The organism is Amaricoccus sp. (genome assembly GCF_017993425.1).
Classification (GTDB): domain Bacteria; phylum Pseudomonadota; class Alphaproteobacteria; order Rhodobacterales; family Rhodobacteraceae; genus Amaricoccus.
Window position 1 is genome coordinate 19,155 of the sequence record NZ_JAGOMQ010000010.1, and the last position, 25,833, is coordinate 44,987.

General features: G+C 73.8%; 25 protein-coding genes. 13 read left to right on the plus strand and 12 right to left on the minus strand.

The window, feature by feature from the left end:
* Nucleotides 1–52 precede the first annotated feature (52 nt).
* Both KBB57_RS06505 and cobT read left to right on the plus strand, forming a co-directional pair.
* A complete protein-coding gene (locus KBB57_RS06505; protein WP_290747770.1) occupies nt 53–466 on the plus strand; it encodes a helix-turn-helix domain-containing protein in 414 nt (137 codons plus the stop codon).
* Nucleotides 463–2,337, plus strand: coding sequence for a cobaltochelatase subunit CobT (cobT, locus tag KBB57_RS06510; protein ID WP_290747772.1), 1,875 nt, complete (start codon nt 463–465; stop codon nt 2,335–2,337). The genes KBB57_RS06505 and cobT overlap by 4 nt, the downstream gene beginning before the upstream one ends.
* Nucleotides 2,338–2,394: 57 nt before the next feature.
* Here the strand turns inward: cobT and purH are convergent, their stop codons facing one another.
* The 4 genes from purH to htpX all read right to left on the minus strand — a co-directional run bounded on the left by purH (nt 2,395) and on the right by htpX (nt 8,241).
* Nucleotides 2,395–3,984, minus strand: a complete 1,590-nt coding sequence (purH, locus tag KBB57_RS06515) for a bifunctional phosphoribosylaminoimidazolecarboxamide formyltransferase/IMP cyclohydrolase (protein ID WP_290747774.1) — start codon at nt 3,982–3,984, stop codon at nt 2,395–2,397.
* Between the two features lie 33 nt (nt 3,985–4,017).
* Nucleotides 4,018–5,712, minus strand: a complete 1,695-nt coding sequence (locus KBB57_RS06520) for a heparinase II/III family protein (RefSeq protein WP_290747776.1) — start codon at nt 5,710–5,712, stop codon at nt 4,018–4,020.
* A gap of 253 nt (nt 5,713–5,965) precedes the next feature.
* Nucleotides 5,966–7,237 carry a transcription antitermination factor NusB gene (locus KBB57_RS06525; RefSeq protein WP_290747778.1) on the minus strand — a complete coding sequence of 424 codons (1,272 nt, stop codon included), beginning with the start codon at nt 7,235–7,237 and terminating at the stop codon, nt 5,966–5,968.
* Complete coding sequence (htpX, locus tag KBB57_RS06530) at nt 7,234–8,241, minus strand: zinc metalloprotease HtpX (RefSeq protein ID WP_290747780.1); 1,008 nt, start codon at nt 8,239–8,241, stop codon at nt 7,234–7,236. Before htpX ends, KBB57_RS06525 begins: the two co-directional genes overlap by 4 nt.
* A 59-nt stretch (nt 8,242–8,300) precedes the next feature.
* Between htpX and KBB57_RS06535 the strand changes: the two genes are divergently transcribed.
* Both KBB57_RS06535 and KBB57_RS06540 read left to right on the plus strand, forming a co-directional pair.
* Nucleotides 8,301–8,507 carry a DUF1674 domain-containing protein gene (locus KBB57_RS06535; RefSeq protein ID WP_290747782.1) on the plus strand — a complete coding sequence of 69 codons (207 nt, stop codon included), beginning with the start codon at nt 8,301–8,303 and terminating at the stop codon, nt 8,505–8,507.
* Between the two features lie 292 nt (nt 8,508–8,799).
* On the plus strand, nt 8,800–9,675 hold the full coding sequence (locus tag KBB57_RS06540; protein ID WP_290747784.1) for a transglutaminase family protein: 876 nt from the start codon (nt 8,800–8,802) through the stop codon (nt 9,673–9,675).
* Here the strand turns inward: KBB57_RS06540 and KBB57_RS06545 are convergent.
* Complete coding sequence (locus tag KBB57_RS06545; RefSeq protein ID WP_290747785.1) at nt 9,666–11,186, minus strand: ATP-dependent RecD-like DNA helicase; 1,521 nt, start codon at nt 11,184–11,186, stop codon at nt 9,666–9,668. The genes KBB57_RS06540 and KBB57_RS06545 overlap by 10 nt on opposite strands.
* 66 nt (nt 11,187–11,252) lie before the next feature.
* On the minus strand, nt 11,253–11,885 hold the full coding sequence (locus KBB57_RS06550) for an acyl-homoserine-lactone synthase (RefSeq protein ID WP_290747786.1): 633 nt from the start codon (nt 11,883–11,885) through the stop codon (nt 11,253–11,255).
* A 187-nt stretch (nt 11,886–12,072) separates the two neighbouring features.
* Between KBB57_RS06550 and KBB57_RS06555 the strand changes: the two genes are divergently transcribed.
* Nucleotides 12,073–12,303, plus strand: a complete 231-nt coding sequence (locus KBB57_RS06555) for a type II toxin-antitoxin system Phd/YefM family antitoxin (RefSeq protein ID WP_290747787.1) — start codon at nt 12,073–12,075, stop codon at nt 12,301–12,303.
* Nucleotides 12,304–12,309: 6 nt separating this feature from the next.
* A complete protein-coding gene (locus KBB57_RS06560) occupies nt 12,310–12,699 on the plus strand; it encodes a type II toxin-antitoxin system VapC family toxin (protein WP_290747789.1) in 390 nt (129 codons plus the stop codon).
* Nucleotides 12,700–12,709: 10 nt separating this feature from the next.
* Here the strand turns inward: KBB57_RS06560 and ychF are convergent, their stop codons facing one another.
* Nucleotides 12,710–13,807, minus strand: a complete 1,098-nt coding sequence (ychF, locus tag KBB57_RS06565) for a redox-regulated ATPase YchF (RefSeq protein ID WP_290747791.1) — start codon at nt 13,805–13,807, stop codon at nt 12,710–12,712.
* A 94-nt stretch (nt 13,808–13,901) separates the two neighbouring features.
* Nucleotides 13,902–15,035, minus strand: coding sequence for a DUF6456 domain-containing protein (locus KBB57_RS06570; RefSeq protein WP_290747793.1), 1,134 nt, complete (start codon nt 15,033–15,035; stop codon nt 13,902–13,904).
* Nucleotides 15,036–15,303: 268 nt separating this feature from the next.
* Here KBB57_RS06570 and KBB57_RS06575 point away from each other — a divergent pair, with 268 nt between their 5' ends.
* The gene (locus KBB57_RS06575) at nt 15,304–15,597 is read left to right on the plus strand and encodes a DUF6477 family protein (protein ID WP_290747795.1); all 294 of its coding nucleotides are present in this window, start codon (nt 15,304–15,306) and stop codon (nt 15,595–15,597) included.
* A gap of 136 nt (nt 15,598–15,733) precedes the next feature.
* Entirely contained in the window at nt 15,734–16,267 is a 534-nt protein-coding gene (locus KBB57_RS06580) for a hypothetical protein (protein WP_290747797.1), read from the plus strand.
* Between the two features lie 6 nt (nt 16,268–16,273).
* Here the strand turns inward: KBB57_RS06580 and KBB57_RS06585 are convergent, their stop codons facing one another.
* Nucleotides 16,274–17,827, minus strand: a complete 1,554-nt coding sequence (locus tag KBB57_RS06585) for a trimethylamine methyltransferase family protein (protein ID WP_290747799.1) — start codon at nt 17,825–17,827, stop codon at nt 16,274–16,276.
* Nucleotides 17,828–18,485: 658 nt separating this feature from the next.
* Here KBB57_RS06585 and serS point away from each other — a divergent pair.
* The 4 genes from serS (at nt 18,486) to rpmG (ending at nt 22,262) form a co-directional block, all read left to right on the plus strand.
* Nucleotides 18,486–19,778: a serine--tRNA ligase gene (gene serS, locus KBB57_RS06590; RefSeq protein WP_290747800.1), complete on the plus strand. Its 1,293-nt coding sequence runs from the start codon at nt 18,486–18,488 to the stop codon at nt 19,776–19,778.
* Nucleotides 19,779–20,427: 649 nt separating this feature from the next.
* A complete protein-coding gene (locus tag KBB57_RS06595; RefSeq protein WP_290747801.1) occupies nt 20,428–21,171 on the plus strand; it encodes a VIT1/CCC1 transporter family protein in 744 nt (247 codons plus the stop codon).
* Between the two features lie 179 nt (nt 21,172–21,350).
* A complete protein-coding gene (locus KBB57_RS06600) occupies nt 21,351–21,809 on the plus strand; it encodes a universal stress protein (RefSeq protein WP_290747802.1) in 459 nt (152 codons plus the stop codon).
* 285 nt (nt 21,810–22,094) lie between these two features.
* The gene (rpmG, locus tag KBB57_RS06605) at nt 22,095–22,262 is read left to right on the plus strand and encodes a 50S ribosomal protein L33 (RefSeq protein ID WP_012179442.1); all 168 of its coding nucleotides are present in this window, start codon (nt 22,095–22,097) and stop codon (nt 22,260–22,262) included.
* 181 nt (nt 22,263–22,443) lie between these two features.
* Here the strand turns inward: rpmG and KBB57_RS06610 are convergent, their stop codons facing one another.
* Nucleotides 22,444–23,235: an enoyl-CoA hydratase gene (locus KBB57_RS06610; RefSeq protein WP_290747814.1), complete on the minus strand. Its 792-nt coding sequence runs from the start codon at nt 23,233–23,235 to the stop codon at nt 22,444–22,446.
* A gap of 81 nt (nt 23,236–23,316) precedes the next feature.
* Between KBB57_RS06610 and KBB57_RS06615 the strand changes: the two genes are divergently transcribed.
* Nucleotides 23,317–23,784, plus strand: coding sequence for a PaaI family thioesterase (locus KBB57_RS06615; protein ID WP_290747816.1), 468 nt, complete (start codon nt 23,317–23,319; stop codon nt 23,782–23,784).
* 109 nt (nt 23,785–23,893) lie between these two features.
* On the opposite strand, the gene KBB57_RS06620 is transcribed toward KBB57_RS06615, so the two are convergent.
* Complete coding sequence (locus KBB57_RS06620) at nt 23,894–24,448, minus strand: DUF2087 domain-containing protein (protein ID WP_290747819.1); 555 nt, start codon at nt 24,446–24,448, stop codon at nt 23,894–23,896.
* A gap of 169 nt (nt 24,449–24,617) precedes the next feature.
* Nucleotides 24,618–25,832 carry a TIGR03862 family flavoprotein gene (locus KBB57_RS06625; RefSeq protein ID WP_290747822.1) on the minus strand — a complete coding sequence of 405 codons (1,215 nt, stop codon included), beginning with the start codon at nt 25,830–25,832 and terminating at the stop codon, nt 24,618–24,620.
* Nucleotide 25,833: the final 1 nt, after the last annotated feature.

Genomic DNA, 25,833 nt, shown 5'->3' on the forward strand with positions numbered 1-25,833 from the left:
CCGTCACCAGGTGAGTTAGCGATAGCGGCGAAGCGGTCAAGAGGGCACGTCCATGGCGCCAGGTGAGCACGACGAAACCGCCTGCGCGCGGATCAGCGAGCTGCTCGCCCGCGTCGGCGACAAGTGGACCGTGCTGGTCATCCGCCACCTCGGCGCCGGCCCGACCCGCTTCAACGCGCTGAAGCGCCAGATCGGCGACATCTCGCAGAAGATGCTCGCCACCACGCTGCGCAGCCTCGAGCGCGACGGCTTCGTCACCCGCTCGGTCACGCCCACCACGCCGCCCCAGGTCGAGTACGCGCTGACCGACCTTGGCTACAGCCTGCTCGGCCCGGTCTGCGCGCTGGCCCGCTGGACGATCGAGAACGCCGAGCGCATCGAGGCGGCGCGCCGCGCCTTCGCCGCCCGCGAGGGCGCGGCGCAGCCCTTGCGGACGCCGGCGCCGCATGATCTCTGGCGCGCATGACCAAGCCCGCCGACAATCCCGCCGAGCCGTTCAAGAAGGCGCTCGCCGAGGCGACGCGCGCCATGGCCGGCCAGCCGGAGCTCTCCGTCGCCTTCTCGGTCGACCCCCCCGGCTACGCCGGCGGCAACATGCGCCTGCCCCAGGTGACGCGGCGGATGACCCGCGACGAGGTCATGCTCGCCCGCGGAGTCGCCGACGCCTACGCCCTGCGCCTGCGCTACCACAGCGACGCCACCCACCGCCGCTACGCCCCGCACGGCGAGACCGCGGCCGCGCTCTTCGACGCCATGGAGACGGCCCGCTGCGAGGCGATGGGCGCGCGCGCGATGCCCGGCACCGCCGGCAACATCGACGCCAAGATCGCCGAGGAGGCCCGGCGCATGGGCTACGCCGAGATCACCGACCCGGCCCGCGCCCCCCTCGCCGTCGCCGCGGGCTATCTCGTGCGCGAGATCGCCACCGAGCGGGCGCTGCCCCGCGGCGCCGCCAACGTGCTCAACCTCTGGCGCGGCTTCCTCGACAGCCACGCCGGCGGCGCCATGAGCGGCGTCGACGCGGTGCTCGACGACCAGCAGGCCTTCGCCCGCTTTGCCCGCCGGGTGATCGAGGACCTGGGCTACGGCGACGAGCTCGGCGACGACCCCGACGCGGACGAGCCCGAGGACGAGGCCGGCGAGCCGGACGAGGACGAGACCGGCGAGGAGAACGAGAGCGGCGGCGACGCCGACGACGACGGCTCCGAGGACTCGACCGCCGAGGAGGAGAGCGCCGAGGCGCAGCCGGATTCCCGCGCCGTGCAGGCCGCCCTTTCCGACGCCGAGGAGGCCGACCTTGCCGACGACGCCGATCTCGAGGAGGGCGAGCCCCCCGACGACCGCCCGCCCCCGCCGCATTCCGAGGCCGATCCCGGCTACAAGGTCTGGACGACGAGGTTCGACGAGGAGATCGCCGCCGACGACCTCGCCGACGCGCTGGAGCTCGAACGCCTGCGCGCCTATCTCGACCAGCAGCTCGAGCCGCTGAAGGGCGCCGTCGCGCGCCTCGCCAACCGCCTGCAGCGCCGCCTCCAGGCCCAGCAGAACCGCGCCTGGGAATTCGACCTCGAGGAGGGCACGCTCGACGCCGGCCGCCTCGCCCGGGTCGTCGCGAACCCGATGACCCCGCTCAGCTTCAAGCGCGAGCGCGACACCGACTTCCGCGACACCGTCGTGTCGCTCCTCATCGACAATTCCGGCTCGATGCGCGGCCGGCCGATCTCGATCGCCGCCATCTCGGCGGACGTGCTGGCGCGGACGCTGGAGCGCTGCCAGGTCAAGGTCGAGATCCTCGGCTTCACCACCCGCGCCTGGAAGGGTGGCCAGAGCCGCGAGACCTGGCTCGCCGCCCAGCGTCCCCCCTCCCCGGGCCGCCTGAACGACCTCCGCCACATCGTCTACAAGCCCGCCGACGCGCCCTGGCGGCGGGCGCGCGCCAATCTCGGCCTGATGATGAAGGAGGGGCTCCTCAAGGAGAACATCGACGGCGAGGCGCTGGAATGGGCCCACCGCCGCCTGACCGGCCGGCCGGAGGCGCGGCGCATCCTCATGGTGATCTCCGACGGCGCCCCTGTCGACGACTCGACCCTGTCGGTCAACCCGGCGACCTACCTCGAGCGCCACCTCCGCGACGTCATCGCCATGATCGAGCGCCGCCGCCAGGTCGAGCTGATCGCCATCGGCATCGGCCACGACGTGACCCGCTACTACACCCGCGCGGTCACCATCACCGACGTCGAGCAGCTCGCCGGCGCGATGACCGAGCAGCTGGCCTCGCTCTTCGACAACGATCCCGTCCGCGGCCCCCGCGGCCGCCTCCAGCGTCGCGGCCGGTAGCGGCGCCGGTCCCTCGGACAGCGCCGCGCTCCCCCAGTACGGGACCGGAGCCGCGGCTCAGTGCCGGAAGTGCCGCATCCCCGTGAGGACCATGGCGAGCCCCGCCTCGTCGGCGGCGGCGATCACCTCGGCGTCACGCAGCGAGCCCCCCGGCTGGATCACGGCCGTCGCGCCAGCCTCCGCGAGCGTAAGCACGCCGTCCGGGAACGGGAAGAACGCGTCCGACGCCGCGACCGACCCGACCGTCGGCGGCTCGGCGAGCCCCAGCGCCTCGGCCATGTCGGCGGCCTTGCGCGCCGCGATGCGCGCGCTGTCCACCCGGCTCATCTGGCCGGCGCCGATCCCCACCGTCGCGCCGCCGCGGGCATAGACGATGGCGTTCGACTTCACGTGCTTCGCCACCCGCCAGGCGAAGAGCAGGTCCGCGAGCTCCGCCTCCGTCGGCGCCCGCCTCGTCGCCACCTGCAACGCCGCCGGGCTGATCCGCCCGGCGTCGCGGTCCTGCACCAGGAACCCGCCCGAGACCTGCCGCCACGCGAGCCCCGGCGCCGCCGGGTCGGGCGCCGCGCCCGCGGTCAGCAGGCGCAGGTTCTTGCGCGTCGCGAGCAGTTCCGCCGCCTCCGCCGACACCGACGGCGCGATGACCACCTCGGTGAAGATCTCCGCCACGGCCGCCGCGGCCGCCGCATCGAGCTCGCCGTTGAACGCGACCACGCCCCCGAAGGCCGAGACCCGGTCGCAGTCGTAGGCCGCCCGATACGCCGCCTCGAGCGTCGCGCCCCCGGCCACGCCGCAGGGATTGGCGTGCTTGACGATCACGCAGGCCGGCCCCTCCGCCGCCGGGAACTCCGACGCGAGCTCCCAGGCCGCGTCGGCGTCGTTGATGTTGTTGTAGCTCAGCTCCTTGCCCTGGCGCTGGTGCGCGCCGGCGATCCCCGACCGCGAGCCGTCGATGTAGAAAGCAGCGCGCTGGTGCGGGTTCTCGCCGTAGCGCAGCCCCTGCGCCAGCCGCCCCGAGAACACCCGCCGCCGCGGCGTCGCCTCGCCGATCGCGCCGGCGAGCCAGCCCGACACCCGCGCGTCATAGGCCGCCGTCCGCCCGTAGGCAGTGAGCGCGCAGGCCCGCCGGAAGGCGATCCCCGTCCCGCCGCCCGTCCGCTCGAACTCCGCGAGGAACGGCGCGTAGTCCGCCACGTCGGTCAGCACCGTGACGAAGGCGTGGTTCTTCGCCGCCGCCCGCAGCATCGCCGGCCCGCCGATGTCGATGTTCTCGACGCAGGTCGCATAATCCGCCCCGCTCGCCGCCGTCGCCTCGAACGGGTAGAGGTTGACGACGAGGAGGTCGATCTCGCCGATCCCGTGCTCCGCCAGCGCCGCCTTGTGCGCCGGGTCGTCGCGCAGCGCCAGCAGGCCCCCGTGCACCGCCGGGTGCAGCGTCTTGACCCGCCCGCCCAGCATCTCCGGGAACGCCGTCGCCTCGGCGACGTCGCGCACGGGCACGCCGCCCTCGCGCAGCGCCGCCGCGGTGCCGCCGGTCGAGAGGATCTCCACCCCCGCCTCGGCCAACCGCGCCGCCAGCGGCAAGAGCCCGGTCTTGTCGGAGACCGACAAGAGGGCGCGGGCGATCTTGACGATCTTCTCAGGCATCGGTCGGGCTCCGAGCTTCTGGGCGCGGCCGCCTCAGCGCGGCTCGGCCCGGACGGCCCTCGGCGCGTCGAGGACGCGGAGGAAGGACCAGGTGACCTGGCCGAGATACTCGACCACCTCGGAGCGCACAACCACCTGCCGGGTCCGCCGCGGGGCCGCGGCGGCCGGATCGTGCCAGACCGATTCCTCGACCGCGACCTCGCCGCCGCCGGCCCGGAACTCCCAGGCCTCGCCCCCCGGCAGCTTCAGCAGCGGCGCCTGCGGATCGTCCTCCACGACCGCCACGTCCGGGTGCAGGTGGAACCGCGTCGCGAATCCGAGCCGCCCCCCCGCCGCCCGCGCGGCCCGGTCGTAGGTCTCGCGCGCCCGCGCGTCGGTGACCGTCAGGATCTCCTCGCCCCGCGCCTCGCCCCCCCGCGCGTCGACGAAGATCCGCCGCTCGTGCAGGAGCCCCTTGCCCGCGACATAGCCGTCATGGGTGGCGAGGAGCCACATCCCTGTCGCGTCCTGCGCCAGCCGCACCGAGACGAGGGTCGGCCCCGCGACCAGCGCCCCCCCGGCGAAGCCCGCCGAGGACGCGCCGTCCACCTCCACCGTCGAATGCGCCCGCGTCTGCCGCGACGCCAGCGCCGCCGGCGGCCCGAACGCCCCGCCCGGCCCCTGGCCGGTCACCAGCGGCTGCCGGCCGACGCTCATCTCGAAGCCGAGCGTCCCGGCATGGGCGGTCGCCGCCGCCGCGCCGCCCGGCGGGGCCGCCCCGTCCATCACCAGCACGATGCGCCCGCCCGTCAGCCGGGCGAAGCCCATCGGCAGCCGCGGTCGCGGCTGCGTCTCCAGCCGCAGCTCGGCCAGCGCCTTGTCGATGGCGATGGCGTCCCAGCCGCCGCCGCCGTGGAACCGCGCCACCGTCCCGTCGCCCATGCGCAGCGGCCGGAGCGTCGGCACCAGCCGCACGATCGCCCCGAGATGCGCCGCCGACGCGCCGCTCCCGCCGTCTTCCAGCAGCCGCGCCGTCCAGGTCAGCAGCGCCAGCACCCGCGCCAGCTCCTCCGGGCTGCGCGCCGCGAGCTCGCCCTCGCGGCCGACCATCGCCTCGGCGAGCTCGCCCATCCGCTCCACCGCCGCGCGCGCGCCGGCGTCCGGCAGCGCCCGTCCGGTCCACACGAGCCCCGCGAGCGCCCGCAGCCGCGGCAGGCCCGCCGCCGCCCGCGGCCAGGCCCGCGCGAGGTAGCGCTGATGCGCGCCGAGCGCCCGCCAGAACGCCGCCTCGGCCGGTCGGTCGGCGCCCTCGACCAGGAGCCGCGCATGCGCCACCCAGCGCATCGCCCGCGCGCCCGCCAGCTCCGGCTCCCAGCCCGGCCCGGCGCCGCCGCCGAAGCGGCGGATCCAGTCCTGCGTCCAGCCCTGCGCCAGCGTTCGCGCCGGCCGGTTGCCGAGCGCCGCGAGGTCGTCGAGCCAGCCGAACCCCTGCCGCGCCGGCTCGATCCGCGGGTCGAGCCCGACCGCGTCCCAGATCGGCCGGCCGGCCAGCGCAATCTCGCGCCCCGCCACCGCCCAGACGTCGCCGACCAGCCGCGACCCCCGGTCCGCCTCGCCGAGATACATCGGCTCCGGCAGGTTCATCCCCGCCGCCCCGCGCGCCCCGAGCCACGCCCGCCGAACCGCCAGCCGGTCGCGCAGCCGTCCGGCCGGGGCGAGGATGCGCGCGGAGAGCGTCTTGTCGGTCAATCCGTTCCGCAGCCCCTCGCGCCCACACACGCACCCCGAGCTTAGGTCGGGCCGCCCGCCCTGTCACCCGGCACGTGTCCCGCCGGCTGAATCACGTCCCCGCGCAAAAATCCATCGGGATCAGCGGCCTAGCTGGCGCCCGTCCCGGGCTGCCGCCCCCTTGGAGCCGCGGCGCCGCTCGAGGACGCCGGCGCGTCACGATTGGCCGTCAGGGGTGCCATGCCGCCAGAGCCGCACGGCCCGCACGCGCGCCTCACCCCGCCTTCTCGAACAGCGCCGCATAGAATCCGTCCACCCCCCCGCGCTCCGCCCAGAAGTCCGGGCGCAGCCGCAGGGCGCCGGTCGCGTCGATCCACCCGTCCGGCACGCCCAGCGCCGCGGCGTCCGCCGCGACCCGCCGGGCCTCCGGACGGGCGGCGGCGAAGGCGGCGGCCTGGTCCTCGCCCTCGGCGGGCAGGATCGAGCAGGTGGCGAAGACGAGCCGCCCCCCCGGCGCAAGCCAGTCCCAGGCCCGCGCCAGCAACCCCGCCTGCACCTCCCGCAGCGGCCCGAGGTCGCGCGGCAGATGCGGCAGGTCGGGATGGCGGCGCGTCGTCCCGCTCGCCGAGCACGGCGCGTCGAGCAAAATCGCGTCGAACTCCGCCTCGGGCTCCCAGCGCAGGGCGTCCGCCGCCACCACCCGCGCGGCGAGCCCCGTCCGCGCCAGGTTCTCCTTCAGCCGGGCGAGCCGCGGCCCCGACAGGTCGAGCGCCGTCGTCTCCGCCCCCGCGGCGGCGAGCTGCAGCGTCTTGCCCCCCGGCGCCGCGCAGAGGTCGAGCGCCCGCCGCCCCGGCGCCGGGGCCAGCAGTCGCGCCGGCAGCGCCGCGCCGGCGTCCTGCACCCACCACGCCCCCTCGGCGAAGCCCGGCAGCGCCGAGACCTGCCCGCCCGCCTCGCGCCGCAACCCGCCGGTCGGCAGCACCTCGGCCCCCAGCGCCTCCGCCCAGCGGGGCGCCTCGGCGGGGTCGCGCAGCGTCAAGTCGAGCGGCGCCGGCCGCCGTTGCGCCGCCTCCATCGCCGCGACCGCCGCCGCGCCCCAGGCCTCCCGCGCCGGCCCCGCGAGCCACTCCGGCAGGCCGCCCTCCGGCGCCGCCGTCCAGGCCCCGGCGTCCGCCGCCACCTTGCGGCCGACGGCGTTGACCAGCCCGGCGAGATGCGCAGCCTTGCGATGCGCCTGCACCAGCCGCACCGCGCCGTCGACGGCGGCATGGGGCGGCGTCCCGTCGAGGAACACCTCCGCCGCGGCGAGGCGCAGCGCATGACGCGCCGCCGCCGGCGGCGGCTTGCGCAGGTAGGGGGCGATCACCGCGTCGATCCGGCCGAGGTGGCGCAGCGTCTCGGCGGCGAGCCGCTGCGCGCGGGCCCGCTCCGCCGGCGCCAGCGCGCCGAGCGACCCGGCCTGGTCGGCGAGGGTGCGACGCTCGTCCAGTACACCGGCGACGAGCGCCGCCGCCGCGGCGCGCGCCGCGTGTCCGGGCGAGCTCACCGCATCCCGGGCCGCCGACCCGCCGACGGAATCGAGGTCGTCGTCGTCCGCGCGTCCTCGCTGCGACGGCGGAAGCGTTCCGCGCCCTCCATCCCTCCGCCGCCCATCCCCTGGCCGCCCATCCCGGCGTCCACCGTCGGCGTCGCGCCGCGCGGCATGGCGGCGGCCATCGCCTCGAGCGCGGCGATGCGGTTCTCGGTGCTCGGATGCGTGGAGAACAGGTTGTCCATCCGCGTCCCGCTGAGCGGGTTGATGATGAAGAGCGGCGCGGAGGCGGGGTTGCGCTCGGCGCTCGCCATCGGGATCCGGCCGGCATAGGCGGCGATCTTGCGCAGCGCGTCGGCGAGGCCCATCGGGTCGCGGGCGATCTCCGCGCCCATCCGGTCGGCGGCGTATTCCCGCGTCCGGCTGATCGTCATCTGGATGAGCGCCGCCGCCATCGGCGCGAACAGCACGGCGAGGATCATGCCCAAGGGCCCCAGCGGATTGCGGTCGCGATCGCCGCCGCCCCCGCCGAAGAAGAAGCCGAACTGCGCCAGCATCGAGATCGCGCCCGCCACCGTGGCGGCGATCGTCATCGTCAGCGTGTCGCGGTTCTTGATGTGGGCAAGCTCGTGGGCGATCACCCCGGCCAGCTCCTCCCGGCTCAGCGCCTGCAGGATCCCCGTCGTCGCCGCCACCGCGGCGTTCTGCGGGTTCCGCCCGGTGGCGAAGGCGTTCGGCTGGTCCTGCCGGATGATGTAGACCTTCGGCATCGGCAGGTCCGCAGCCCGCGCCAGCGCCGCGACCATGTCCCAGAGCTCCGGCGCGCTCGCCCGCGTCACGGGCTCGGCGCCGTGCATCCGCAGGACCATCTTGTCGGAGTTCCAAAAGGCGAAGGCGTTGGTGCCGATCGCGAACAAGAGCGCGATCATCATGCCGCCGGTGCCGCCGATCAGATAGCCCACCGCCATGAACAGCGCCGTCAGCGCCGCGAGGAGCAGCATCGTCCGGAAGTAGTTCATTCCCTCCCGCCGCCTTTCCGCCTCTTGCCTTTCCGCCCCCGTCGAGCCATGCCGAGGCCATGACCGACCCGGAATATAGGACCGCCCTCCCCGCCGAGAAAGAGGCGCGCATCGCCGCCGCGGCCGCCCGCGCGCTGGCCGAGGCCACCGCCCGCCGCGCCGCCACGCTCCCGCTCGACCTCCCGCCCGAGCTCGGCGGCCGCGACGGCCCCGAGCCGATCCGCTTCGGCGACTGGGAAGTGAAGGGCATCGCCACCGACTTCTGACCCGCCGCCGCCCTCGCGCGGCCGCTCTCGGTGGGTGTCCCGCCCGGGCTTGGGCGCGCCGACAGGCGCCGAGCGGACGCCTCCACGACGGGCGCAGGTTAATAATCGTGCTGCGCGCATTCCGCTCAACCTCTGGTCACCGCCGCCTGCTGGCGCGGCCCCGGCAAGCTCGCGCGCTCGAGAGGGGAGCGCTCGGAACGGAACAAGCACGTCCGCGTTGCATCGCGTATCCGGCCCACGCCATCCGCTCCGGCCGATCTTCCGCAGACGCCCCAGCAGAGGGACGACCAGAATGCTCATCCGTGCCGGCTTCGAGATCGCCATCCATGTCGACGCCCCGACCCCGACGCTCTGCGCGCTGTCGCCCCATCCCGAAGGCCTCGCGCCGGTGAGCGGGACCGGCGCGGTCGAGACCGATCCGCAGGTTCCGGTGGCCACGTACCGGGACAACTTCGGCAACCGCATCAGCCGGCTGGTCCTGCCGGCGGGCGGGGCGACGTTGACCTCCGACTTCGTCGTCGCCCACGACGGCTCCGCCGACCCGGTCGCGCCGGACGCGCGCGAGGCGACCGTCGACCAGCTCCCCGACGCCACCCTGCGCTTCCTGATGCCGAGCCGCTTCTGCGAATCGGACCTGCTCGGGGCCGAAGCCTGGAGCCTCTTCGGCGGCGTCGAGCCGGGCTGGGCGCGGGTGCAGGCGATCTGTGACTTCGTCCACGACCACATCAGCTTCGGCTACGGCTACGGCAGCCCGACCAAGACGGCCGCGGACGCGATGCGCGAGGGCCGGGGCGTCTGCCGGGACTTCGCGCACCTCTCGATCGCGCTCTGCCGCGCCATGAACATCCCGGCCCGCTACGCCAGCGGCTACCTCGGCGACATCGGCATTCCGCCGAACCCCGACCCGATGGACTTCTGCGCCTGGTTCGAGGTCTGGCTGGGCGGCCGCTGGCACACCTTCGACGCCCGCTACAACACGCCCCGAATCGGCCGCATCCTGATGGTCCGCGGCCGCGACGCCGCCGACACCGCGATGATCGCCTCCTTCGGCCAGCACCGGATCGCCGGCTTCAAGGTCTGGTGCGACGAGGTAGCCGGCGCGATCGAGCGCCCCGGCCCGAGCCTTTCCCTCAACGGAACGGGCCTGCGCGAGCCCGCCTATGCCTGATCCTCGCCGCCGCTCAGCGCCAGCGTTCCCGGCGCGACCGGGCGGCGGAGGTCACCGGTCCCCAGCGGCTCGGTCGGCCGCGCCAGCGCGTAGCGCGTCACCCAGGCGAGCCGCTCCTCGGCCCGGGTGATCGCCACGTAGGCGAGCCGCTTCCACAGCGGCGCGCCGGCCTCCTCGCGTCCCGACTGCGCCGCCGCCCACAGGTCGGGGGCGAAGACCTGAACCTCCGGCCATTGCGAGCCCTGCGCCTTGTGGATGGTCACCGCGGCCCCGTGCAGGAACACCGCGCCCATGTTGGCCGCCGTCGGGATGAACGGCTCCTCCGCCCCGGGGCTCTCGATCTGGATGATGCTCGCCACCCCGATCTGCGGCTCCTCCGCGCCCGGCAGCCACAGCCGCGCGAAGCCCGTCTGCCGGCCGGGGCCGAGATAGATCGCCTGCGCCCCCTTGATCAGCCCGCGCGCCTCGAGGTCGATGCGCTTGCGGCGATGCTTCAGCGGCAGCTCGATGCCGTCGCAGATCAGCGGCTCCCCCGGCAGCAGCGCATCCGCCGGCGCCCCGTGCGCCCGGCGGAACGCATCGATCAGCCGCACCCGCGTCGCGTTGCGCCAGACCAGGGCAGGGGCGCGCGCCATCGCCGTGGCATCGACCCGCGGCGCGATGACGACGCGCGGGTCGCGCGCCGCCGTGGCCTGCACCAGCCGCTCGAACCGGGCGAAGTCGATCGCCGGGTCGCCGAGCGCGTTGGCGAGGTCGATGATCGGATTGCCCTCGGCCTGGCGATGCACCCGCGCCAGCGTCAGCCGTCGCTCCTCGGGCAGCGTGTCGAACACCATCGCGCCGCCCCCGCCCACCGGCGCGAGCTGCGCGGGATCGCCGAACAGGATCAGCGTGCGGCAGAGACTCGCCAGATCGTCGAGCTGCTTGGCGTCGAGCATCGAGGCCTCGTCGATCAGCCCGATGTCGAGCGGCTCCTCGCGCCGTTTCCAGCCCTTGATGAAGTCCGAGCCACGCAGCCCGGCCGCGGCCAGCGCGCCGGGGATCGAGAGATGGACCTTGTAGGACGCCTCGGCGCGGTCGAGCGCCGCCTCGGTCAGGCCCTCGACCTTGGGCCGCAGGCCCTTGCCGGTCAGCCACTCGGCGATCGCCTCGTAGTCGGGATGATAGAGCGGCGTATAGAGCACCCGGTGCAGCGTGGTGGCCGGCACGCCCCGGCCGCGCAGCACGCTCGCCGCCTTGTTGGTGGGGGCGAGCACGGCGACGCTCCGCCGGCTGCGGCCCCGCCGCGCCTCGTAGTCGCCCGAGACCGGCTCCAGCCCCGCCCCGATCAGCCGGGCGACCACGTCGGCGAGGAGCATGGTCTTGCCGGAACCGGCCCGGCCCAGCACGGCGAGCGCCTTCTGCGGTCCGCCCTCGGACAGGATCGCGCCCGCCTCGATGTCGACCCCGGCGCCGCGCAGCGTGGCGGCGATTCGCGCGAAGGCCGCCGCCTGGTCGTCGGAGAATTCCAAGGAGAGCCGTCCCCGCGCCGCCGCCGTCGCTCCGGTTCTACCGGGCGGCGGCGGCGCCGGCCAGCCTCAGGCCGCGGCCTCGGTATACGCCGGCGCCGAGAACGAGGCGTCGAACCAGCGCTCGGCGAGCGCGGTCGGGATGCCCGAGCGCTGCGAGATGGTGCGGCGCGCCTCGTCGGTGAAGGTCCAGATGCCGACGGAGATGCCCTCGCGGCCCTCGCCGTCGGTGCCGATCACGTCGGGCGAGAAGCCGATGCGGCCGTAGATCCGCGGCATCCGCGCGTCGAAGACGCCGAGGCACTGCTCGAGGCCGAAGCGCAGCCCGAACTCGCAGCCCGCCAGCATCAGCGCCGCGGCGACGCCGGGACCGGCGTTCGGGGCGAGGCAGAACCGGGTGACCTCCCAGATCATCGGGCTCTCGATGCGGACGCCGTCGGTCAGGTGCAGGAAGTGCTCCGCCGTCATCGTCCGGCCCAGCGTCGGCAGGCAGCGCATAGACCCGCCATGCCGGCCGTCCGGGCCTTCCCAGATCACGTAGAGCGGGTTCAGCTCGTCGTACTGATCCGTCTCCTCGCCGGCTTCATTCACGGTGACGTCCCAGTTGAGCCGCTCCTTGAACTGGGCGGCACGATCCTGAAGCATCGTCTTCCTCAGGTAAGGGAAGTTGTCGAGCTGGTCACCGTAGACGAAGCGGATCATTTGCGCGTTCCTTCAGAATTCGTTCGTATCGAATACACGGACGAATCCTAACAATCTCCGAGCGTGCGCTCACCATGATTGCCGCGCAACGATCGCCGTTCGCTCCCTGCCCGCGGCGCGCAACGGCTCCCCGGCGCATTGACGGAGAGGCCCCGCTTAGCTAGATACTTAGTCAGAGGAGAAGCCCATGAAGACGGTCAACATCCACGAAGCCAAGACCAACCTCTCGCGCCTCGTCGCCGCCGTCGAGGCGGGCGAGGACGTGGTGCTGGCGCGCGCCGGCAAGCCCGTGGCCCGCATCGTCCCGCTCGACCGCCCGGCGCCCAAGCGGCGCTTCGGCTCGATGAAGGGCCGCGCCGCGACGACGGACGCGTTCTTCGAGCCCCTCCCGGACGAGGAACTGGCCCGCTGGGAGTAGCGGCCGATGGCGCGCCTGCTCCTCGACACCCACGCCCTGCTGTGGTGGCTCGACGGCGACAGGCGGCTGTCCCCGCGAGCGCGCGAGGCGATCACGGCCGAATCGAGTCAGGTCGTCGTCAGCGCCGCCTCCGCCTGGGAACTCACCACCAAGCATCGGCTCGGCAAGCTCCCCGCGGCCGCGGACGTCGCCCGCGATGTGGCGGGCTGCCTGCTGGCCCAAGGATTCGGCGAGCTGCCCGTCACGGTCGGAGACGCGGAGCGCGCCGGGCGGCTTCCGGGGCCACATGCCGATCCGTTCGACCGGATGCTGATCGCCCAGGCGCTCGGCGGCGATCTCGAGCTGATCTCGAACGAGACCGCCTTCGACGCCTACGGGGTTCGCCGGCTCTGGTGAGGCCCGCGCCTCAGGTGTTGAACAGGAAGTGCAGCACGTCGCCGTCGGCGACCCGGTAGGTCTTGCCTTCCGAGCGCATCTTCCCCGCCTCCTTCGCCCCCTGCTCGCCGCCGAGCGAGACGAAGTCGTCGTAGGCGATGGTCTCCGCGCGGATGAAGCCCTTCTCGAAGTCGCCGTGGATCACGCCCGCGGCGGCGGGCGCCAGCGTCCCGGCCGGGATAGTCCAGGCCCGCGCCTCCTTCGGCCCGACGGTGAAGTAGGTGGCGAGCCCGAGCAGCCGGTAGCCCTCGTGGATCAGCCGGTCGAGCCCGGCCTCCTCCAGCCCCATCGCCGCCAGGAACTCCGCCCGCTCGGCATCGTCGAGCTGGGCGATCTCCTCCTCGATCGCCGCCGAGATGACGACGCAACCCGCCCCCTCGGCCTTCGCCTTCGCCTCGACGGCCGCCGAATGGCGGTTGCCCGTCGCCGCCGCGGCCTCCTCGACGTTGCAGACGTAGAGCACCGGCTTCGCGGTCAGGAGCTGCAGCAGCCGCCAGGCCCGCGCGTCCTCCGCCGCCACCGCGACGGTCCGCGCCGGCCGCCCCTCGGCCAGCGCCGCCCTGGCCGCCTCCAGCAGCCGCGCCTGATCGGCCGCGTCCTTGTCGCCGCCCTTGAGCTTGCGCACGAGCCCCGCGAGCCGCTTCTCGACGCTCTCCAGATCGGCGAGCATCAGCTCGGTCTCCACCGTCTCGGCGTCGGCCACCGGATCGACCCGCCCCTCGACATGGGTGACGTCGTCGTTCTCGAAGCAGCGCAGCACATGCGCGATGGCGTCGCATTCACGGATGTTGGCGAGGAACTGGTTGCCGAGCCCCTCGCCCTTCGACGCCCCGCGCACCAGCCCGGCGATGTCGACGAAGGTCATCCGCGTCGGGATGATCGCCTTCGACCTGGCGATCTCCGCCAGCCGGTTCAGCCGCGGGTCGGGCAAAGCCACCTCGCCCACGTTCGGCTCGATCGTGCAGAAGGGAAAGTTCGCCGCCTGCGCCGCCGCGGTGCGGGTCAGCGCATTGAACAGCGTCGACTTGCCGACGTTCGGCAGCCCGACGATCCCGGTCCGAAAGCCCATGTTCCCTCCCGCGGCGGCGTGAGAGGGGCCTCTACGCAACCGGGCCGCCACGCGCAAGCGCAGGCGGCCCGGCCGGCTGAAAGCGGAAGGCCGCCTACTGCATCGCGGCGCGCGGCGCGCCCATGCGCGAGACGCCGTAGTGCTGGGCGAGCCGCTCCAGCGCGATCTTCAGCACCACCTTGCCCGACCGCGCCGACCAGCCGAGCCGCTTCTCCGCCGTCTCCAGCCCCTCGAGGAAGCAGCACACGCGGAACACGATGTCCGAGAGCCCCGGCCCCAGCGCCTCCATCGCCTTGGCGACGCGCACCCGCGCGTCCTGCGGCCCCTCGGCCTGCCCGCGCCCGGCCTGGAGCTGGCCCCGCCCGCCGGCGGTCAGGAACCGGTCCCAGTTCTGCGCCACCCGCGGCCCCATCTGCGCCAGCTCGAAATCCTCGCGCAGCCGCTCGCCCGCCTCGATCAGGTCGGCCGCCAGGTAGGCCACCCCGTCCTTGTCGCGCTTGCGGCCGAGCACGCTGAGCGGGCTCTCGGCCAGGTTGAAGCGCAGCCGCCGCTCGCCGGAGCCGTCCTCGTCCATCACCTCGCGCTCGGCGAAGAAGCGGTGCTGCTCCTGGAACGGCGACTGGAACGACGATTGCCCCTCGGCGAAGCCGTCCACCAGCTGCGGCCCCCGCGCCATCCGCTCCTCGGTCAGCAGCCGCTTCAGCGCGGCGCGGCCGACCGGCGTGATCGCGTAGCAGGCGATCTTGCCGGCCTTCTCGCAGGCGATCCATTCCTGCAACGCGAAGGCGTGCGCCACGTCGCGATCGACGACGGCGATGCGGTTCTGCTTGCCCGGCACGACCTCGCGCAGCACGACCGCCTTCTCCATGGTCGGCGCGACCGCGAGGAAGGCGCCCTTCTCGCACAGCCGGCGCAGGATCCGTCGCGCCTCGCGGTCGATCCGCGCGGCCGCCGGATCTTCCTGCTGCGCGCCGGAGCGCAGGGCCTGGTGGGACATGAGCGACAACTCCTCGTTCGTTGTTACATCGGCGCGAAGCGGCTGCGTCCGGCCGAGGCGCTCGAGCGCCTCATCGACCAGCGGATCGTCGCGCCAGGCCTCGACCCGGCGCACCTGCCGCAGGATCGTGGAGGCATGGCAGCCCTTGGCCCGCGCCAGCGCCCGGATCGGAACGCCGCCCGCGGTATGGGCGAGATAGACGGCCGCGGCGTCGGGCAACCAGGTCGGCATCGGCCCCCCCGATCCGCGCGCCGGTGGCATGGAAGCGGCTGACGCGACGCTCGCTTGAGACACAGCGATGACCCCGGAATGACCAATTTTCGCAAAACTCGTCCTATGGTTGATTCGTAAAAAGGGTCTTAACGAATACTAATATCGTTATAATTCAAGTAGTTAATTTAAACTACGAGCGCACGATACATCCTATGGTTGTGCAACACCCCTCCGCGCCGTGCCACATCGGCCCGTGTCGAGAACAAGCTCCCGAGGGACCACGAACATGACCGCTTCCATCGCCGCTCTCACCGACCTCCGCCGGCCCAAGATCCTTGTCCGCGCCGCCCGCGCCGGCATCGCCGAGTATCGCCGCGACCGCGACCTGAAGCGGCTGGTGCGCGCTTCCGCCGACGCGGCGCCCGGCGACTCCCTCCAGCCGCTGCTCGCCGAGGAGCGCCGCCTCGAGACCACCCGCACCACCGGCGGCGCCACCTACAACATCCACCGCCACGTCGCCGTGCTGACCGCGCTCCTCGCCGAGGCGCGCCTCCTGCCGGCGGCGGCCTCCGCCGCCTGAGGAACCCGGGGGCGGCGCCGCCGCCCTCGCGAAGGCGAAGGGGCCCGCCCGCCATGCCCGGCCGACGCCGCGCTTGCGGGCCGCGCGGCTTTCCCGGTAGCCTCGTCCCGCCAGTGGCGTCGGCCGGGGATCCGGGATGGGAGACGAGTCGCAGCCGGAAAGCCGCTGGAGCTTTCACAAGGAAGAATACATCGCGCTGCGCGCCGCGATCGACCGGCACGAGAGCCAGCGCTCCCGCCTGCAATACGCCACCGTCTTCGGCTCGATCCTCATCACCTGGGGCATCATCCGCGTCGACACCCGCAGCTACGCGGAGCCGATGCTCGCCCTCCTCAGCCTCGCGCCGCTGGTGCTGTTGCTCTCCGGCTGGCTGATCGCCCGGACCCATGACATCCGTCTGCGCGAGATCGAGACCTACCTCCGCGAGCTCGAGCGCCGCTTCGCCTGGCAGGGCCGCGGCTGGCAGGCCTCGCTGGAGCCCGCAGCCGCCGCCGGGCGCCGCCGCGGCCGGGCGATCTGGCCCACCGCCATCCTCTTCCTCGGCATCGGCCTGATCGAGGCCGGCGTGCTGGCCATGAACCTCCGCCACCCGCACCCGACCGTGCGCGTGCCGGAATGGCGCTACGACAGCGACGCCGCCGCGCCGGACGCGCTCGACGTCGTCCGGTAGCCGCCCCTACGCGAAGGCATCGGGCTCGCTCGCCTTCCGCCGGGCGACGTAGTCGGCGAGCGCATCGGCGATGGCGGGATCGAGGCCGGGCTTCTCGTATTCCGCCAGGATCTTCCGCAGCCGGCGGTTCGCCAGCGTGACCGAGTCGGGCTCGCCCGCCTCGGCCCAGGCCTCGTAGGGCCGGTAGTCCAGAACCTCCGTCCGCCAGAACGCGGTCTTGAAGTTCGCCTGGGTATGGGCGCAGCCGAGATAGTGCCCCCCCGGCCCAACCTCGCGGATCGCGTCGAGCGCCTGGCCGTTCTCGGAGAGGTCGATCCCCTCGGCCAGCGAGTGCAGGACGCCGAGCTGGTCGGCGTCCATCACGAACTTCTCGAAGCTCGTCACCAGCCCGCCCTCGAGCCAGCCGCAGGCGTGGAGCATGAAGTTGACCCCGCCGAGGAGCGCGGCCTGCAAGGTGTTGGCGGTCTCGTAGGCCGCCTGCGCGTCGGGCAGCTTCGAGCCGCAGAGGCCGCCGCCGGAGCGGAACGGCAGGCCGAGCCGGCGCGCGAGCTGGCCCGCGCCCCAGAGGATCTTCGAGGCCTCGGGCGTGCCGAAGGTCGGCGCGCCGGAATTCATGTCGATCGAGGTGACGAAGGCCCCGAAGATCACCGGGCAGCCCGGGTTGATCAGCTGGGAATAGGCGATCCCCGTCATCGCCTCGGCCAGGACCTGGGTCAGCGTGCCGGCGACCGAGACCGGGGCCATCGCCCCGCCGACGATGAACGGCGAGACGATCGTCGCCTGTCCGGCGGCGGCGTAGACCTCGAGCGCGCCCATCATGGTGGCGTCGAAGACCAGCGGCGAGTTGACGTTGATGAGGCTCGTCATGAAGCATTCCGGCCCGACCCGGTCGGCGCCGAAGAGGAGCCTGCACATCTCCACCGAGTCGGCCGCCCGCTCGGGCGCGGTCACCGAGCCCATGAACGGCTTGTCGGACAGCGTCATGTGGGCGTGCAGCATGTCGAGGTGGCGCTTGTTCACCGCGACGTCGGTCGGCTCGCAGAGCGTGCCGCCGGAATGGTGGACCCATTTCGACATGTAGCCGAGCTTCACCAGCTCGCGGAAGTCGGCGATCGTGGCGTAGCGGCGGCCCTTCTCGAGGTCGCGCACGAAGGGCGGCCCGTAGACCGGGGCGAGGACGAGGTTCTTGCCGCCGATCTCGACGTTGCGCTCGGGGTTGCGGGCGACCTGCACGAAGGACGGGGGCGCGGTGCGGCAGAGGCTGCGGGCGAGGCCGCGGGGCAGGTGGACCCGGTCGCCGCGCACGTCGGCCCCGGCCGCCTTCCAGCGCTCCAGCGCCTCTGGGTTCTCGGAGAAGCGCACGCCGATCTCCTCGAGCAGGAGGTCGGCGTTCGCTTCGATCAGCGCCAGCCCCTCCTCGTCGAGGATCTCGTAGTTGGGGACGCGCCGGCGGATGAAGGGCGCGGCCTCGATGCGGGGCGCGGTCCGTTCGGCCCGGCGCGCCGCCCCGCCGCCGCTGCGGCGCCTCCCGCCGGCTGCCGCCTCGCTGACGTCGCTCATCGCATCCTCCTCCGCGCCTGTCGCTCCCATCTAGCGGAGCCCGCGTCCCCCGCCTCTCCCTTTTCCGCCCTCGCAGCGCCAGCCCGCGACATCGGGTCCGGGGCCCCGCCGGGCGGAGAGGAGGGGTGTTCACGCGTGAATATTCGGCAAACCATTGATTTTGCTTGAGGCGGATGTGTGGACACTGCCGCGGTCCAGACTGCACGACAGTGGAGAGAAACCCCGGTCGGGAGAGTGCGGGACGGTGACGCCAGACGGATTTGACCCGTGGCAAATCCGTCCGCGCTCGCCCCTCGGGGGGCGAGCGCGATTCCGCGCTCGCCGGGGCGCTCACGGACGGATTGCGCGCGACGGAGAAATCTGGACCCCTGACGGCTTACGCGCCAACGCGCTCCAGCCGTCGGCGCGGCGAAAGCCTTGCTTTCGCTTGTCGCGCCGCAGCCTCGCGGGCAGAGCCCGCTTCGGTCGGGGAGAGCGACGCGGCCTCGGGCGGCGACCGGCTCCTGTCGTGCAGTGTGGCCGCGGTCCACGCTGCGCGACGGAGGCGGCAAGGGTCTGTGCGAAGCCGGGCCTCCCGCCCGCGCGGTCCCTGCTCCCCCTTGCATGGAAGGTGGGATCCGTCCTACCCCCGGCCCGCCGCCAGACCCGGGGGAAGCCCATGCACGACATCCGCCTGATCCGCGAGACGCCGGAGGCCTTCGACGCCGCCCTCGCCCGCCGCGGGCTCGCGCCGATGTCCGCGGAGGTCCTCGCCCTCGACGGCCGGCGGCGCGGCCTGATCCACGCCGCCGAGACTGCGCTCGCCGAGCGGAACGCCGCGAGCAAGGCGGTGGGCGCGGCCAAGGCAAGGGGCGACGAGGCGGAGTTCGAGCGGCTGCGCGGCCTCGTCGCGACCAAGAAGGACGAGATCGCCCGGCTGGAGGCCGAGGCCGCCGAGGCGGACGGCGCCGTCCGGGACCTGCTGATGGGCATTCCCAACGCGCCGCTCGACGACGTGCCCGACGGCAGGGACGAGACGGCGAACGTCGAGCTTCGCCGCTGGGGGGCGCCGCGGGTCTTCGGGTTCCCGCCGAAGGAGCATTACGAGATCGCCGCCGCCGCGGCCGGGATGGACTTCGCCGCGGCGGCGAAGCTCTCGGGCAGCCGCTTCGTCGTTCTCCGCGGCGCGGCGATCCGGGTCCACCGGGCGCTCGCCCAGCTCATGCTCGACCTCCATGTCGAGAAGCACGGGCTCACCGAGACGTGGACGCCGGTCCTCGTCCGCGACGAGGCGATGTACGGCACCAACCAGCTGCCGAAGTTCGCCGAGGACAGCTACCGCACCACCAACGGCTGGTGGCTGATCCCGACCTCGGAGGTGACGCTGACCAACCTCGTCGCCGGCGAGATCGTCGAGGACGCCGCCCTGCCGATGCGGATGACGGCGCATACCCAGTGCTTCCGCTCCGAGGCGGGCTCGGCGGGCAAGGACACCGCCGGGATGCTGCGCCAGCACCAGTTCGAGAAGGTCGAGATGGTGTCGATCACCCGGCCCGAGGACAGCCGCGCCGAGCACGAGCGGATGACCGGCTGCGCCGAGGCGGTGCTCCAGGCGCTGGAGCTGCCCTACCGGGTCGTGGCGCTCTGCACCGGCGACATGGGCTTCGGGGCGCAGAAGACCTACGACCTCGAGGTCTGGCTGCCCGGGCAGGACGCCTATCGCGAGATCAGCTCCTGCTCGGTCTGCGGCGACTTCCAGGCCCGGCGGATGAACGCCCGCTTCCGCCGCGGCGAGGGCGAGAAGCCGGAGTTCGTCCACACCCTGAACGGCTCCGGCCTCGCCGTGGGCCGGACGCTGATCGCGGTGCTGGAGAACGGCCAGGAGGCCGACGGCTCGGTCAGCCTGCCCGCCGCGCTCCACCCCTACCTGCGCGGCGCCGCCCGCATCGACCCGGAGGGCCGGCTCGTCTAGCAGGGGAGCCGGGCGACAGTAGCGGCCGGCCGCCGCAACCTTCCGCGTCGACGGCGCGCCCTTGGCCCGGCGTCCTCCCGGAGCATCCGGCGCGCCGGCCTGGCGGGCGGAACGCGCCTGCCAGGAGCGCGGCGCGCTGCCGACGCGGAGGCATCGGCAGGCATCCGGCGCCTGATCCTGGCTTTGGCTGTTCAGGTCCCGACCTGCCCTCCCCGCGTCGCCGATCTCCGGAGCGGCGAGGGTCCGTCCCGCGACGGCGCCCGCCGGGTGACATGCGCATGTCACCCGGCTCGACGCAGAGCAGTTGTGGCGGGGACCACGGAACTTCGAAGTGAGTCGAACGCGCGCCGCGAAAATGCGGCGCTAATGACGATGCAATGATTTTCACCGATATATTCAAAATATTTCGAAATGTATTTGCGCGAAAATTCCAGGGCAGGCAGGCATGCCCGCAATTTTCTTTACGCCGTCATTCTCCACCCGATCAACGTCGACACGCCCGGACCTGTCGATCCGTCGGCCGAACGGAACAGATCAAGCGAGTCCGGTATGATATGATGCGCCGGCCCTGCGGCGCAGCAAACACCCGGACGTTCCGTCCGGCCGGACATTGCTCTAGGCTCTCCCGCGCGGAGCGGAGGAGGCGGGCGTGGCGGAGGACTTCGCGGCGGCCTTCGCGCGGCACAGGCGCGCGGAGCACCGGATCGGGCGGCTGCAGGAATTCCTCAAGCAGATCGTCTACGGCGGCAACGACGGGATCGTCACCACCTTCTCCGTGGTGGCGGGCTTCGCTGGCGCGGGCGCCGGCGAGGGCGCCGCGGCGGTCGGCGGCATGGCGGTGCTGCTCTTCGGACTCGCGAACCTCCTCGCCGACGGCACGGCGATGGGGCTCGGCGAGTTCCTGTCGAGCCGGTCGGAGCGCGACGTCTACGTCTCGGCGCGGGCGAAGGAGCTGGCGGAGATCGCCGCCAACCCGGAGTTCGAGCACGCCGAGGTGGTGGAGCTGCTCGCCCGCCGCGGCCTGACCCCCGGGGACGCCCGCACGATGGCCGACGTCATGGCGCGGAACCCCGACTTCATGGCCGACTTCATGATGCAGCACGAGCTGGAGCTGCCCGACCCGACCGGCGACGGCCCGGCGGCGCGCGGGCTCGCCACCTTCGTGTCGTTCCTCGCCTTCGGCTCGATGCCGCTCTGGCCCTACTTCCTGCTCCCCCCGGAGCCCGCGACCTTCCGCCTGTCGCTGGGCATGACCTTCGCGGCGCTGGCCGCCCTCGGCCTGCTGCGCTGGCGCGTCACCGCGCAGGGGCTGGCGCGCTCGGTGGGCGAGACGGTCCTCGTCGGCGGCGTCTGCGCCGTGGTCGCCTACCTCGTCGGCCTCGCCTTCCGGTGACCGGCCGGCTTCGCCCGCGGGCGCAGGGTCATGGGGCTGAGATATAACGAGATTCATGGTTTCGCAGCGCGGCCGGCGCCCGCTTCGACAGGGGCAGGCGCCCTATGGGCGCTGCGCGAGGCCGGGTTGCGCCGCGGCGGCGGTTCGGGAATGATCGGGGGAAACGCCGGGGGAAGCGCGTGCGGAAGTTCCTGATCATCCTCGACGATTCGCCCGAGATGCTGAACGCCATGCGCTATGCGGCGATCCGGGCCTCGAAGACCGGCGGCGGCGTGGTGATGCTGGCGATCGTCGACCCGGAAGAGTTCCAGCATTTCCTCGGGGTGGCCGACGTGATGCGGGCCGAGGCGCGCGAGAAGATCGAGGCGCATTTCCAGATCTTCAAGGACCGGATGGAGAAGCGCGAGGGGGTGACGCCGACGCTCGCGGTGCGCGAGGGCGACCGGGTGGACGCGATCATCCAGCATGTGAGGTCGGACCCGGAGATCGGGGTGATCGTGCTCGGCGCCGGGGTGGAGAAGTCCGGGCCGGGGCCGATCGTCGCGGCGCTGACCGGCCGGCGGCTGGCGGAGCTCGGCGTGCCGATCACCATCGTCCCGGGCTCGATGACCAAGGAGCAGATCACCGCGACGACGTGAGGCGCGGGGCTCTTCCCGCGTCGCTGGAGGGCCTCGCGGCGCGCCGGTCCCGAACCGACGGGGCGCCGTCGCGCCGGAGGCGGTCTCCCCCTTGCCCCCGTCCCGATGGGGGAACCTGCCCGACAGAAGGGGCGCGGGCCTTCGGGCGATCGCCGGTATTCCCGGGGTCGGGCGCGGCTTGACAGGCGGCGCGGAGCCGGTAGAAGGGCGCTCTGGTTTTTCGGGTCCCGTCCGCGGGGCCGATCGATGTGTGCGGGGCGCGTCCCGCGCCGAGAGGACGAGACGATGGCGAAGCCCACGACGATCAAGATCCGGCTGAACTCGACGGCCGACACCGGGCACTTCTACGTGACGAAGAAGAACGCGCGGACGATGACCGAGAAGATGGTCGTCAGGAAGTACGATCCGGTCGCGCGCAAGCACGTCGAGTACAAGGAAGGCAAGATCAAGTGATCCGGCGCCGGCCGCGGGGCCGGCGCATGAGCGATCCTGTCGACGGCCCGGCGCTGCCTGCGTCGGGCCGTCGGCGTTTGCGGGCGATTCGCCGGAGCGGCGTCGGGTCCGTGCGCTCCGGCGTCCCGACTTGCGCGATGACCTGAATCGCCGGGATGGTCCCGTCCGGCCGGACGCCGCCCTACTGCGTCCAGCGCGGCGGGCGCTTGGCGAGGAAGGCCTCGATCCCCTCGGCGGTGTCCTCGCGCAGCATGTTCCGGGTCATCACCGCGCCGGCGTGGTCGTAGGCCGCGGCGACGTCGAGCTCGGCCTGCTCGTAGAAGGCGCGCTTGCCGATGGCGACCACCGGGCCGAGCTTGCCGGCGAGGACCCGGGCGAGGTCGCGGGTGGTCTCCGCCAGCGCCTCCGGCGCGGCGACGCGGTTGACGAGGCCGAGGCGGCGCGCCTCCTCCGCCTCGACGAGCTCGCCGGTGGTCAGGAGCTCGAACGCCGCCTTGCGGCCCAGGTTGCGGGTGAGCGCGACCATCGGGGTCGAGCAGAAAAGGCCGATGTTGACGCCGTTCACCCCGAAGCGCGCGCCGTGCGCGGCGACGGCGAGGTCGCAGGAGGCGACGAGCTGGCAGCCGGCCGCCACGGCGACGCCCTGGACCTCGGCGATCACCGGCTGCGGCAGCTTCGGCAGCGTCGTCATCAGGATGGCGCACTGGGCGAACAGCGATTCGAAGAAGTTGAGGCCGCCGTCCTCGGCCCGGCGCGCCGCCGTCATCTCGCGCAGGTCGTGGCCGGCGCAGAAGGCGCGGCCGGCGCCGCGGAGGATGACGACGCGCACGCTCGGGTCGGCAGCGAGCATGTCGAGCTCGACCTGAAGCGCGGCGAGCATCTCGGTCGAGAGCGCGTTGAGGCGGTCGGGGTCGTTCAGCGTCAGCGTGGCCACCGCGTCGGCGTCCTCGCGCAGCACCAGCGCCTCGGGCATGTCCGTCCTCCCCTTGCGGTCCGCGACGGCCCGCGACAGGCTCGCGGCCGGATCGCCGTCGAGCGGATGCGAGGAGGCACGATGCGGCTGAGGATGTCCATTCCCGAACTGCACGCCTTCCTGGCGGAGGTGTTCCCGCAGATGGCCGGGCGGTTCGAGATCGTCGGGCTGGAGCCGATGCGGGCGCGGGTGCGAATGACGGCGGGCGCGGCGGACCTGCGGCCCGGGGGGACGGTGTCCGGGCCGGCGATGTTCGGGCTCGCCGACGTGGCGTTCTACATCGTGACGCTGGCGATGATCGGGCCGGAGCCGCTGACGGTGACGACGAGCTGCGCGATCGACTTCCTGCGCAAGCCCGCGCCCGGGGCGCTGGTCGCCGAGGCGCGGCTCCTGAAGCTCGGGCGCAGCCTCGCGGTCGGCGACGTGCTGCTCTACTCGGAGGGCGGCGCGGCGCCGGTGGCGCGGGCGGGGCTCACCTACTCGATCCCGCCGGCCCGGCGGACAGGCGGGAGCGGCAAGGACGCTGGCCCCGGAGGGCCGGCGGGATGAGCTTGGGCGCCGGTCAGGCGCCGGCGCGCGCCGGCGCCGGGATCGTGGCGGGTGCGCAGGCGGGCCTCGGCCATGCAAGGCGCCGGCCCCGGGGGCCGGCGGTCTGCGGTCAGGACGGCCGGGAGGCTCGGCGGGACTCGACGTGGCGGATGAGCGCGCGGGCCTCGGCGGGCGGGCGGATCTCGAGGCGGCGGTAGCCGGCGCCGTCCCGGCGGCGGGTCACCCGGCCGAGGTCGAAGAGCGTGCGACGCAGGATCGCCGGGTCGTCGAAGCAGGTCGCCTCGCGCAGGATGGCGTTGACGTCGCGCTCGTGCAGCTCGCGCTCGGCGGGGAGGCGCGCCCAGAGCGGCCAGAGGCAGAGGTCCTGCATCCCCCGGCGCGACGGCCAGCGCAGCAGCCGGCCCCCGGCGTCGAAAAGCCGCAGGGCGCGCTCGACGAGGCGGTGGTCGAGCGTCTCCGGCACGGGCGGCGGCGCGGCGAGGCGGGCGGCCGCGGCGTCGGCGGCGCGCAGGTGCTGGAAGTTGCGGAAGCCGCCGGCGCGGGCGAGCATGTTGAGGAGCGTGAGGTGCCCCGGGGGCTCCGGCGCCGCCCGGAGCTGGGCGGAGAGCGCGCGGGCGAAGGCAGATACGTCCCCGGTGGCGAGGGGAATCGGGTTTCTCGGCATCTGTTCGGTCCCTGGCGTGCCGCAGGACGCGGGTTGCGCGTATCGCTGGTCGCTGGCTTGCGGCGCGGCACTGGACGGAAACGGCCGGTGTCTGTCGCGTCTGTGGCAGGTTCAGCTTCCCCGCGGGGGGACAGCGACGCCTCGGTGAGCTGCCGACCGTGGCGGCTCTCTACCGCAACGCAGGCGGCGCGGCAACCGGCGCGCTCCATCGCGCGGCGGCGGCGCCGGCGTGGCGGCCGGTGGCGAAGCAGGCGGTCAGCAGGTAGCCGCCGGTCGGGGCGTCCCAGTCGAGCATCTCGCCGGCGGCGAAGACGCCCGGGCGGGCGCGGAGCATCAGGTCGGGGTCGAGCCCGGCGAAGGCGAGGCCGCCCGCGGTGGAGATCGCCTCGTCGATCGGGCGGGGCCCGTCGAGCCGGAGGGGGAGCGCCTTGACCGCCGCGGCGGTCGCCGCGGGATCGGCCAGCGCGGGGGCGGCGAACTCGCGCAGGAGCGCGATCTTGACCGGGGAGAGGCCGAGGGCGCGGCGCAGGTGGTTGGCGAGGCTGGCGCCGCCGCGGGGGCGGGCGAGCCGGGCGGCGACCGCGGCGGCGTCGAGGTCGGGGGCGAGGTCGGCGACGAGCGGCGCGCCGGCCCGCAGCGCCGGGCCGAGCGCGTAGACGCCGCCGCCCTCGACGCCGCGGGCCGAGACGACGAACTCGCCGCGCGTGGCGAGGTCGCCGGCGCGGAGGCGCACCGGCTTGACCGCGGCCCCGAAGTGCCGGGCCATCGCCGCCGACCAGGCGACCCGGAAGCCGACGTTCGACGGCCGGAACGGCGCGAGGGAGACGCCCTCCGCGGCGAGGGTCGCGGTCCAGGCGCCGTCGGAGCCGAGCCGGGCCCAGGAGCCGCCGCCGAGGGCGAGGACGGTGGCCCGCGGGCGCAGGCGGACCTCGCCCTCGGGCGTGGCGAAGGCGAGGGCCCCGTCCTGCCAACCGGTCCAGCGCCAGCGGGGGCGCACGGCGACGCCGAGCCCGGCGAGGCGGGCGGCCCAGGCGCGCAACAGCGGCGAGGCCTTCATCGCCACGGGGAAGACGCGCCCCGAGCTGCCGGCGAAGGTCTCGATCCCGAGGCCGCGCGCCCAGGCGACGACCTCGGCGGGACCGAAGCCCGCGAGGATCGGCGCGAGCGCGGCGCCGCCCTCGGGATACGCGGCGGCGAAGGCGGCGGGGGGCTCGTCCCGGGTGAGGTTCAGCCCCGACTTGCCGGCCATCAGCAGCTTCCGGCCGATCGAGGGCTTCGCCTCGGCGACGAGGACGCGCCGGCCGGAAGCGGCGAGGGTCTCGGCCGCCATCAGCCCGGCCGGGCCGGCGCCGACGACGAGCGCGTCGGGTTGGTCGGTCGCCACG